Source organism: Streptomyces sp. SID3343 (genome assembly GCF_009865215.1).
Lineage (GTDB): Bacteria > Actinomycetota > Actinomycetes > Streptomycetales > Streptomycetaceae > Embleya.
Genome location: NZ_WWJX01000045.1, coordinates 1 through 8,909 on the forward strand (window position 1 = coordinate 1; position 8,909 = coordinate 8,909).

General features: G+C 71.4%; 12 protein-coding genes. 4 read left to right on the forward strand and 8 right to left on the reverse strand.

Going from position 1 to position 8,909, the window contains the following annotated elements; all coding sequences use genetic code 11:
• The first annotated feature begins 142 nt into the window (after nt 1–142).
• Both GT354_RS01880 and GT354_RS01885 read left to right on the forward strand, forming a co-directional pair.
• Nucleotides 143–769 carry a YigZ family protein gene (locus GT354_RS01880; protein ID WP_202511441.1) on the forward strand — a complete coding sequence of 209 codons (627 nt, stop codon included), beginning with the start codon at nt 143–145 and terminating at the stop codon, nt 767–769.
• A gap of 119 nt (nt 770–888) precedes the next feature.
• Nucleotides 889–1,101 (forward strand): hypothetical protein, encoded by a 213-nt coding sequence (locus tag GT354_RS01885; RefSeq protein WP_161354386.1) that lies wholly within the window; start codon nt 889–891, stop codon nt 1,099–1,101.
• 155 nt (nt 1,102–1,256) lie between these two features.
• On the opposite strand, the gene GT354_RS01890 is transcribed toward GT354_RS01885, so the two are convergent.
• From GT354_RS01890 to GT354_RS01910, 5 genes are all read right to left on the reverse strand, one after another.
• Entirely contained in the window at nt 1,257–2,051 is a 795-nt protein-coding gene (locus tag GT354_RS01890; RefSeq protein WP_161354387.1) for an oxidoreductase, read from the reverse strand.
• Between the two features lie 73 nt (nt 2,052–2,124).
• On the reverse strand, nt 2,125–2,886 hold the full coding sequence (locus tag GT354_RS01895) for a nucleotidyltransferase domain-containing protein (RefSeq protein WP_161354388.1): 762 nt from the start codon (nt 2,884–2,886) through the stop codon (nt 2,125–2,127).
• A 79-nt stretch (nt 2,887–2,965) separates the two neighbouring features.
• Nucleotides 2,966–3,583 (reverse strand): HD domain-containing protein, encoded by a 618-nt coding sequence (locus GT354_RS01900; RefSeq protein WP_161354389.1) that lies wholly within the window; start codon nt 3,581–3,583, stop codon nt 2,966–2,968.
• Nucleotides 3,584–3,634: 51 nt separating this feature from the next.
• Nucleotides 3,635–5,029, reverse strand: coding sequence for a GMC oxidoreductase (locus GT354_RS01905; RefSeq protein ID WP_161354390.1), 1,395 nt, complete (start codon nt 5,027–5,029; stop codon nt 3,635–3,637).
• Between the two features lie 89 nt (nt 5,030–5,118).
• On the reverse strand, nt 5,119–5,838 hold the full coding sequence (locus tag GT354_RS01910) for a DJ-1/PfpI family protein (RefSeq protein WP_161354391.1): 720 nt from the start codon (nt 5,836–5,838) through the stop codon (nt 5,119–5,121).
• An 88-nt stretch (nt 5,839–5,926) separates the two neighbouring features.
• On the opposite strand from GT354_RS01910, the gene GT354_RS01915 reads away from it, so the two are divergent.
• Nucleotides 5,927–6,934 carry a DJ-1/PfpI family protein gene (locus GT354_RS01915; protein WP_161354392.1) on the forward strand — a complete coding sequence of 336 codons (1,008 nt, stop codon included), beginning with the start codon at nt 5,927–5,929 and terminating at the stop codon, nt 6,932–6,934.
• Here GT354_RS01915 and GT354_RS01920 read toward each other — a convergent pair.
• The 3 genes from GT354_RS01920 to GT354_RS01930 all read right to left on the reverse strand — a co-directional run bounded on the left by GT354_RS01920 (nt 6,868) and on the right by GT354_RS01930 (nt 8,684).
• Nucleotides 6,868–7,548, reverse strand: coding sequence for a TetR family transcriptional regulator (locus GT354_RS01920; RefSeq protein ID WP_237534285.1), 681 nt, complete (start codon nt 7,546–7,548; stop codon nt 6,868–6,870). The genes GT354_RS01915 and GT354_RS01920 overlap by 67 nt on opposite strands.
• Nucleotides 7,549–7,712: 164 nt before the next feature.
• Nucleotides 7,713–8,237 (reverse strand): DCC1-like thiol-disulfide oxidoreductase family protein, encoded by a 525-nt coding sequence (locus GT354_RS01925; RefSeq protein WP_161354393.1) that lies wholly within the window; start codon nt 8,235–8,237, stop codon nt 7,713–7,715.
• 6 nt (nt 8,238–8,243) lie between these two features.
• Nucleotides 8,244–8,684 carry a hypothetical protein gene (locus GT354_RS01930; protein WP_161354394.1) on the reverse strand — a complete coding sequence of 147 codons (441 nt, stop codon included), beginning with the start codon at nt 8,682–8,684 and terminating at the stop codon, nt 8,244–8,246.
• Here GT354_RS01930 and GT354_RS53295 point away from each other — a divergent pair.
• A partial coding sequence (locus tag GT354_RS53295; RefSeq protein ID WP_237534283.1) for a hypothetical protein occupies nt 8,684–8,909 on the forward strand: 226 nt, incomplete at its 3' end. The two genes, GT354_RS01930 and GT354_RS53295, sit on opposite strands and share 1 nt — an antisense overlap.

Genomic DNA, 8,909 nt, shown 5'->3' on the forward strand with positions numbered 1-8,909 from the left:
GCGGGGGCGAGGGAGGGCGTCGGAGCGCGGGCGCCGGGAGACCGGAGACCCGAGCGCGCCCGCCCGGGCGGGCGTTGGAGCAGCCGCCTTTCGGTCGCCGGTAGCGTGATCCCGTCACCCGTATCTCGTCGAAGGACCCCGCATGCCGCTGCTCACCGTCAAGACTGAAGGTGAGGTCGAGATCGAGGTGCGCCGTTCGCGCTTTCTGTGTGCGCTCGCGCGGGTGTCCTCCGACGCCGAGGCGCAGGACTTCGTGGCCCGGCGCAGGGCGCTGCACGCATCGGCGCGGCACACGTGCTCGGCGTGGATCGCGGGTGGTCACGAGAAGGGCTACGACGACGGCGAGCCGTCCGGGACGGCGGGCGCGCCGATGCTCCAGGTGCTGCGACGCCGGGAACTGACCGAGACGGTAGCGGTGGTCACGCGTTGGTTCGGCGGGATCATGCTCGGCGCGGGCGGGTTGATCCGCGCGTACGGTTCGGCGGTGACCGAGGCCGTCGACACCATCGGCGTGGTGGAACTGCGGCCGATGCTGGTCCTGACGGTCGATGTCGACCACGCGCACGCGGGCCGACTGGAGAACGATCTGCGCGGACTCGGCCACGAGGTGCGCGACATCCGCTACGGGGCCGAGGTCGCGATCGACGTGTGCGTACCGGAGCCGGACCGGGACCGGTTCGTCGCCCGGCTCACGGATCTGACCGGTGGCCGCGCCGCCGCTCGCGAGAGTGGGCGCACATTCGTCGAGGTGCCGATCCCGTCGAGGTGAGCGGTTCGTGGAGCCTCTTCTCACACCCGCGCGCCCCCAGGTCGGTTGAAGTGCGCCCCAAGTCGGAACACAAAAGGTATAGGCGTGCTCGGGACGGGGGCTGCGGGAAATGAGGAGTGATGACGGCTGGATTCGATCAGAAGCCGGCGTTCGCCCAGGAGGGCGCCGTCGAGGCACTGCGTGAGCGCGTGATCCGGGCCAGGAGCGCGCTGTCCGAGGCCAGTGCCACCCACGACCGCAACGCGCTGTCCCCGGCGCTGGACGAATTGGAAGAGGCGCTGCATGCCGCCCGCGAACACGGCGTGACGATCCCTCCGGCAGAGCACACCTGACCTCGGGCGCGCTCTGCCGGGGGACCCACCCGGAAATGCTGTCGGCACACGTCGTCGACACCACGTCGCCGACATCCGTCGCCGGCGCTGGCGACGTGTGTTCACGATTCCGGGTGTGACGAGGGCGGGGCAGGGGTCGGATGGAGGGGCAGGGGTCAGATGGACTTGTGCATGCCTCCGTCGATGACGTAGTCGGCGCCCATGATGTTGGCGGCGCGGTCCGAGGACAGGAAGAGGACCAGGTCGGCTATCTCGTGTGATTCCGAGACGCGGCCCGTGGTGATGGCCATCGCCGCCGGCAGGACCTCGTCCATGAACGCCTCGGCGGTGGTGCCCGCCCCGGCCGCCATCATGTCCGCGAACTGGCCGGGCGCGGTCCACATGGGGGTGCGGACCGGGCCGGGCGAGACGGTGTTGACCCGGACGCCCTGGGGGCCGAACTCCTCGGCGAGCGCCTTCGAGTAGGAGCTGAGCGCGGCCTTGGAGGCCGAGTAGTGGACCAGGGACGCGGCCGGCAGGTGCGAGTTGAGCGAGCTGATCGTGACGACCGCGCCGGCGCCGCGCGTGACGATCGACGGCATCGCGGCGCGGGTCGCGCGGATGGCGCTGAACAGGTTGATGTCGAAGATGCGCTGCCACTCGGCGTCCTCGACCGCGATGATCGACGGGGTCGGCGCGCCGCTGCCGACGTTGTTGATCAGGATGTCGATGCCGCCGTGCGCGTCGAGCGCAGCTTGGACGAGCTCGCCCGGACCGTCCGGGTGAGCCAGGTCGACGGCGACGGGGATGACGTCGAACTCGGCTTGCAGCGCGAGGAGTTCGGGGGAGACGGTACGGCTGCCGGCGACGACCGAGGCGCCCTCGGCGGCGAAGCCGCGGACGATCGCCAGGCCGATGCCCTTGCTGCCACCGGTGACCACGACGACCTTGTTCTTCAGGTTCAAGTTCATGGCTCAACTATTGCGGCGTGGATAGTCGGCGTCTGGCGGGAATCCGCCGTCGCGTTCGGCGGCGTCGGAAGGGTCAGCCCGCCCCCTCCGCCAAGGCTCGTTCCAGGAGTGCGCGGGCGGCGGTGATCGCGGCGGGCAGGGAGTCCGGGGTGAGCGTCGCGGTGATCGTGTCCAGGTCGCGCAGGCCGGCCCGGGACAGCAGGGTCTTCTCGTTGGTCACCCACTCGCCGCGGCCGGCGAGCACCGCGTGGGCGGCCTCGCACGCGGCCTGCCCGAGCGCGCCCGCGACATCGGTGACATGCCCGTGTACCGCGTGCGCCTGCTCCGCGTACGCGAGGGTCAGCAGCGCGTCGCCCGCCCACCGCGCGTGCGCGCTCCGGCGCAGCGCCGCCGGAAAGGACGGGCGCGGCAGGTCGCCGAACAGGACACGGTTGACCGCGAGTTCGGCCACGACCAGGTAGGTCGGCACGCCCGCGAGATGGAACATCAGCCGCTCGACCTCGAACCGGCCCTCCCGCGCGTCGGCCAGCCTCCGTTCCACGTCGGCCAGTTCGCGATAGTGCACGTCGACGGCCCGGCCGTCCACGGTCAACCACGCGCCGCCGTTGAACACCCCGCCGCCCCACGCGCCGAGCTCCGACACCTCGCCCGGCCAACCGATCCCGCGCATCGCGTCGGGGGTGAACCCGTCGCGGTAGTACACCGCGAAGTCCCAGTCGCTGTCCGGTCGATGTGTCCCCTGGGCCCGGGAGCCACCGAGCGCGACGGCGACCACCCCCGGCAGAGCGGACAGCCGGTCGGTGACGTGTGTGGTGAAGGATGCGTCGCTGCTCATGGTCGCCAGGGTATCGACCGCGGTTTCCGGCCCAGGGAATCGACTTACCCGGCGCCGCTCGGCGCGTTGCGCGCGCGGTTCAAGGCCGCAGGTACCCGCGCTCGACCGCCTCGGCGAGCAGTTCGCGGGTGTACGCCCACAGCGTCGGGGAGCCGTCCTCGATCGTGCTGCCCTGCTTGGCGAGCACTTCGGTGAGGGTCAGGTCGTACTCGCGCCACGTGCCGCCCTCGGTGTGGAAGTTGAGCAGGCACGGCTGGAAGCGGTCGATCGCCTTGGCGAACAGCGCGTCGGGGGTCTCGCGGGCCTCGAACTCCTCCCACAGCGCCCGCAGTTCGGCGCCCTGGTCGGCCGGCAGCAGGCCGAATATCCGGTCGGCGCCCTTTTGTTCGCGGTCGCCCTGGTCGAGCTCGGCGACCGAGTCGTAGTAGAACGTGTCGCCCGCGTCGATCTCGACCAGGTCGTGGATCAGCAGCATGCGGGTCACCCGCGCGACGTCGACGTCGGTCGCCGCGTGTTCGGACAGCGTCGTGGCGAGCATGGCCAGATGCCACGAGTGCTCGGCGGTGTTCTCGCGCCGCGACGCGTCCGCGACCAGGTTGCGGCGGACGACCCCCTTGAGGCGGTCGATCTCCAGAACGAAGCCGATCTGGGCCGCGAGGTGCGGGTCGGTGGGCGGGAACAGCGGGACACCGGACAAGACGGCTCTCCTCGGCTCTGGCGGGGACTCGGGCGCGGTGTGCGCCCGTGCCTACGCCGCGTGCAGATCGCACCACCGTTCCGCGAGGGCGGTCACCAGCAGATGGGTGTTCGAACGCGGGACGGTCGGGATCACGGACGCGTCCACGATATGCAACCCACTCACCCCGAAGACGGCCCCCATAGGGTCGACCACCCCGTCGGCGGGATCCGCGGCCATCCGGCAGGTGCCGACGCCGTGGTAGAAGGCGTAGTGGGTACGCCGGATCAGGTCGTCCACGTCGGCGTCGGACCGGGCGGCCGCGTCGTCCGCGTCGCGCGCGTCGAGCAGGATCCCGCTCTCGCGCGCGATCGTGGCCGCGAGCCGCCACCCCGCCCGCAGCCGCCGTACGTTGTCCGGCATCGCCAGGAACGGCCAGGTGATTCGCGCGGGCGCGCTCGGATCCGTCCCGGTGGGGGAGACGGTGCCCGCGCCGGCGGGTAGTTGCAGGCTCACGCTGATGTCGAGCTCGCGGGTGCCGTCGGCGTTGCGGCGCGCGACCGGCGTCAGTTGCAGGTCGTGCCGGCGCTTGGCCGTGGTCTTCGCGATGACCTGGAGGGTGGGCGCGTCGTCGGGGACTGTGTCGGGGTCGATGCGGGCCGCGAAGGAGACCACCGCGTGGTCGGTCAGGTGCCGGCCCACGTGCGGGTTCGGCTCGGCCAGGCCGGAGCGGGCGAGCAGCAACGGGGTCTGCACGACGCCCGCGGCCAGGATCACCCGGCCGGCGCGCACGACGGTGCCGTCGGCGAGTTCGACGCCGACCGCGCGGCCCGCAGCCAGGACGACCCTGGCCACGTGTGTGTCCGCGCGCACGGTCACCCGGTCGCGCGCGCCGGCGAGGTAGGCGGCGGCGTTGGACACGCGGGTGCGGCCCTGCCGGTTCATCGGGATCGCGCCGACCCCGGTGGACACCGGCGCGTTGTGGTCGGGGCAGTACGGCAGGCCGGCCGCCGTGCACCCAAACGCGAACGCGGCCTGGAACGGTGCCCAGTCGGCCCGCGCGTGCCGGGTGATCGGGATCGGCCCGCCGATGCCGTGGTACGGCCGGTCGCCGAAGTCGAGATCGTGCTCGATCCGGTTCAGCCGCGGCAGCATGTCGTCCCACGACCAGTTCGCCGGCCACGTGTCGAAGTCCTCGGGCTCGGGCCGCAGCGCCACCGCGCCGTTGGTCGCGGAGGATCCGCCGACCACGCGGCCCCGCGCGTACTTGAGCTCGCGGCAGTCCGAGTCGACCGTGTCGCCCCAGTCGTACGGCGGTCGAATCGGCCGCGACAACTGCCGCAGGTCCTCGGGCAACGCGGCGGGCCCGGCTTCGATCAGCAGGACGTCGTGCCGCGCCGACATTCGCGCCGCCACGACACATCCGGCCGAACCGGCCCCGACGACGACGACCTCGAAACTGCGCACGCTTGCCCACTCTCGTACGGAACCTGACGATCCGTCATAGCTATCATAGCCATGTTGGAGGTGCAACAGGCGTGGCGAAGCGAAGGGGCCTACCGAAGCTTCGCCAACAGCGCCGGATGGTCGGCGAGGGCGGTGGTCAGCATCGCCTCGGTCATCGGCGCACAGGCAGCGAGGTCGGTCGCGGCCCAGTCGATCGGGCCGTGCGGGGGCTGCGGGTCGTACTCGATGCCGGTCTGGATCGCCTTCGCCACCGTGTCGCCCGCGATCAGGTCGACCACGTGCAACGCCATGTCGATCCCGGCCGAGACGCCGGCAGCGGTGATCACGTCGCCGTCCTCGACCCAGCGCTCCGCCACCGGGACGGCCCCGAACGCGGTGAGTCGGTCCCGGAACATCCAGTGCGTGGTGGCCCGACGGCCCGCCAGCAAGCCGGCCTCGCCCAGGATCAGCGAGCCCGTGCACACCGACGTGGTCCAGGTCGCGGCGGCCGAGGCGGTCCGGACGTAGTCCAGCAGCGTGGCGTCGGCCAGGGCGCGCAGCGTGGGTTCCTCGCCGCCCGGCACGCACAGCAGGTAGGGCGCGGGAACCTCGGCGTAGGTGCGATCGGCGCTCACGGACAGCGGGGTGTCGGTCGACATCGTGCCCGTGTGCGCGCCGACGACGGCGACCTCGAAGCCGAGCCCGAAGCGGGTCAGGCTCGTGAACACCGTCAGCGGGCCGACCAGATCCAGGAGGGTGATGCCCGGATAGAGCACGAAGGCGACGGTCTTGCGGGCGGGCTGCGCGGCGGATGCCGGGGTTCGGGTCATGCCTCGACCCTCGCGGGTCGCCCGTCCCGGCGCGAGGGCCTTGTCCCGATTCCTGCGAACCCCGGCCGACGGACGCTAGGTTGCCGGCATGAACGAAGGCGAGCGGCGCATCGTGGTGGTGGGCTATCCGGATTCCGCGCTGCTCGACATCGCGTGTGTCACCGAAACGTTGGACACCGCGAACCTGCTCGGTGCGCAACCGCCGTACGCGACGCGCCTGGCCGGGCCGGGCGGTCGGCCGATCAGCTGTTCCGGGGGTCTCTCGCTGACTCCGCACCTACCGCTCGAACACGTCGTCGGCGCCGTCGACACGATCCTGGTCACCGGCGGCCACGGTCACGAGGCCGCCGCGCGCGACGAGCGCGTGGTGGGCCAGGTGCGCCGGATAGCGCGCGACGCGCGGCGGGTGGCATCGGTGTGCACGGGTGCCTCGATCCTGGCCGCGACCGGTCTCCTCGACGGCCGTCGGGCCACGACGCATTGGGCCTACGCCGTGCGGCTGGCGCGCAGTCGGCCCGCGGTGCGGGTCGATCCGGCCCCGTTGTACATCCGCGACGGCCGGATCTCCACATCGGCGGGCGTGACCGCCGCGCTCGACCTGACCCTGTCGTTCGTCGAGGAGGACCACGGCCCCGAGGCGGCCCGGACGGTGGCCCGCGCCCTGGTGACCTACCTCCAGCGGCCCGGCAATCAGGCCCAGGTGTCGATGTTCGTGGCCGCGCCGCCGCCCGAACATCCCCTGGTCAGGCGGGTGACGGCGCATGTGACCGGGCACCTCGGCGCCGACCTGAGCGCTCCCGCGCTCGCCCGCGAGGTGGGCGTGAGCACGCGGCACCTGTCCCGGCTTTTCGAGGCGCACCTGGGCACGACGCCCGGGCGCTACGTCCGCGAGGCGCGTACGGAGGCCGCCGCCCGGCTGCTCGGTTCGACCCGGTTGGCGCTGCCCGCGATCGCGCGGCGGTGCGGATTCGGGACGACGGAGACGTTGCGGCAGGCGTTCGCGGATCGGTACGCGTGCTCGCCCTCGGCCTATCGGCGTTCGTTGGGCGAGGCGGCGGGGGAGCCGGACGCGGCCATGCCCTCGGGTGCGATGTAGTCGCGGATCAGGCGTTCCGCGTCGCGCACGAGCGGGCGAAAGACCTTGTAGCGAGACAGCGTGATCACCCGGTCGACGATGGGGGTGGTGCGCGTGACGAACTCGCGGCATCTGGTGTTGTCGGGGGTGCGGTCGTACACCCAGAACAACACGATGCCCATCAGGTGCAGCCACAGGAGCTCGGGCAAGAGCTCGCGGAGTTCGTCGTCGAGCTTGAGCGTCGAGCCGCGCAACACCTCCGCGAACAACGCGACGACCTGTTCGCGCACGGGGTAGGACTCGGCGGAGAACGGGCTGAGCGGGCTGTCCGGGTCGGCGGCGTTGCGAAAGAACTGGACGGCGAAGCCGTGGTACGGCTGGGCCGTGTCGATCCACGCGATCAACGCGACCTGAAGCCGGTCGCCGAAGTCCCGGATGCCCCGGATCTCCCGGCGCGCGAGGGCCAGATGCTCCTGGGTGACCCGATCGTAGAAACCCTGGATCAGGTGTTCCTTGGACCCGAAGTAGTAATAGGCGTTGCCGACCGAGACGCCGGCCTCCTTGGCGATGGCCCGCATCGTCGTCTTGTCGTAGCCGCGTTCCATGAAGAGCCGCAGCGCGGTCTCCAGGATCAGAGACCGCGTCTGCTCGCTCTTGCTCGTCTTGTCGACCGGATCGACCGCGTCGGCCTGCTCGGCCGTCTTCGCCGTCTCGGCGTTGTCGGCCTTGTCCCCGCTGTCGGCCTTGGCGACTTCGGCTGTCCCGTCGGTGCCTTCCACGTGCTCCACGGGAGGCAAGGTTACTGGGCGACCGTGCACCGGTCGTCGCACTCGACGTGGGTCCAGTGCGCGTAGTACTCGTCCTCGGCCGAGCCGACCGGCGTCGTGCGGGTGATCGCACGGATCCGCGCCGCGGTCAGCACGGTGGCGCGGGCCACCGGCAGGCCGACGGGGGTGGCGAGCCGGAAGGCGGTCCGGCGGTAGGAGTGCAGGGCCCACAGCACGGTGATCCACGCCGCCGCGCCGGTCCACACCTCGCCGGAGCCGCCGACGACGGTGATCTCGCCGAGGGTGGCCGCGTGGTCGAGGTCGGGATAGCGGTTGCGGGCGCGGGGCGAGTCGGCCTCGACGAGGTCGACCTTGATCAGCGTCGGTTGGCTCGCGATCCAGCCGGAGAGGGCCCGGCACAGCGGGCAGTCACCGTCGTACAACACGGTGATCCGACGGACCGGCGGCAGCGGGCCGAGCACGATCGGGGCCGGGGCACCGCGCCCGGCCGTCCCCTCCGATCGGTCCGGCGCGGTGCCCACTCGGAAATCGGCCATCGGGGATCAGACCCCCGGGGCCGGGTTGGTCATGGCCTGCGGGCGGATCGGCGGACCGTAGTTGCGGCCGCGCGGTTCGCCCTTGTCGGCGTACGAGTCCTCTTCCAGGCCGCGACGGCGGATGCGGCTCAGTACGTAGACGTTCAGCAGGTGCAGCACACCGAGGACCAGCAGCACGGTGCCGACCTTCAGCGACAGGGCCTCGAACGAGCCGCGCGCGTTCTCGACGGCCTTGCCGACCTTGAGGTAGAGCGCGACGAACCCGAGGTTGACGAGGTAGAAGCCGACCACCAGGAGATGGTTGACCGCTTCGGCGAGATCCTCGCGCCCCTGCAGGACGTCCTTGAGGAAGATCTGCCCGTTTCGGCTCAGCGTGCGGGCGACCCACACGGTCAACCCGATGCTGATGGCCAGATAGATGGCATAGGTGACGACGGTCCTGTCCATTGACCGACTCCTTTTTGAACGCGTTCAAACGTGCCGATGGGCAGGACTGTAGACCTGTTTTTGAACACGTTCAAGTCAGCCTCCCGCAGCGTCGAAACGGTGGTGCGGAGTGCGAAAAGCCCGCCGACCGGCTCGCGGAGGGCAGCGAGCGGGTCGACGGGCGCGCGGGGGCGGTGGGCGGATCCACGGGCGGGCGGGCGACGGGCGGGCGGGCGACGGGCGGGA